This is a genomic window from Vibrio sp. 378 (assembly GCF_033339435.1).
In genome coordinates this window covers 1-1,073 of sequence record NZ_JAWOUO010000148.1, presented here as the reverse complement: position 1 = coordinate 1,073, position 1,073 = coordinate 1, and the positions used below count along the sequence as shown (strand labels likewise).

Here is a 1,073-nt window from a genome sequence, read left to right as displayed (position 1 = left end):
CTTCATCCATCATTGGTGAACATCCTTTTTTATACTCAAGTAAGTCCTGTTTGCTGAGGTAGTAGCAGTAAGTACAGTCAATGTTACAGGCAGCACCAATGGGCTTTGCCATAACATGTAAACGCTTAGACGCTTTGCCGTTGAACTGAGGACTTTGAGTAATTTGCATGAGTCACCTTTGCTGTTGCGAATTTGAAGGCGTAATCCGGATATTTACCTGCGATTCACCTTGATGACCCAATCATAAATTTCATTAATACCGCAGGCTTGTTATACCGCTTATAACCTATTTTCATGGCGCTTGTTGCTACTCTACTTGGGGCCGTCTGAGATAACCCGTATGTGGCGTTTTGGAAGCATTACGCTATTCATTTCGTGCACAACCAAGGAATGCGACTACGCTTGCTTATGATGAAGGCGAATTTTCAACGCTAACGCGTGGGCGAGAAAATGACATGAGTACAACGGGTAAGTGGTCGTTTAAGGTTATCCGCCCTCATTGCCCTTTTTAGGGATCACAACCTAGTGAAATCAATCGAGGTAAATAATGAACAAAATCCATCTCTGTACTCTTGCCGTCTTAACTAGCTTATCTTTTTCCAGCCTCGCGAAAGATTGCGATGCCAACTTGCTCCCTTCTTGGAAAGACAGCGACAGCAAAACCGCCATTGTGAATTTTGTCGAGCAATCTACCGACAGTTCAAAGGCAACATTTATTCCCGTTTCTGACCGCATTGCCGTGTTCGACAACGACGGTACACTTTGGTCAGAAAAGCCGATTTATTTCCAAATTGCGTTCGCGTTAGATCAAGTCAAAGCCCTTGCGAAAATGCATCCAGAATGGAAAACGCAGGAACCTTTTAAATCCGTCATTGAAAACGACTTAGAGAAAGTCTTTGCTGGCGGTAAAGAATCGCTACTCCAAATCATGAAAGTCACCCACAGCGGCATGACCGTTGAAGAATACCAACAATCCGTCGAGCAATGGCTTGCAGCGGCGAAAGACAAGCGCTTTGGTAAAGCCTACAACGACCTCACCTTTAAGCCGATGCGCGAAATGCTTACTTACCTGC

2 pseudogenes are annotated in these 1,073 nt (G+C 44.6%); one reads left to right on the top strand and one right to left on the bottom strand.

Annotation, left to right across the window (positions count from 1 at the left end):
• A pseudogene (locus R7Q48_RS24750) lies at positions 1–169 on the bottom strand (anaerobic sulfatase maturase); the annotation flags it as partial.
• Between the two features lie 378 nt (positions 170–547).
• On the opposite strand from R7Q48_RS24750, the pseudogene R7Q48_RS24745 reads away from it, so the two are divergent.
• Positions 548–1,073: pseudogene (locus tag R7Q48_RS24745) on the top strand (haloacid dehalogenase-like hydrolase); the annotation flags it as partial.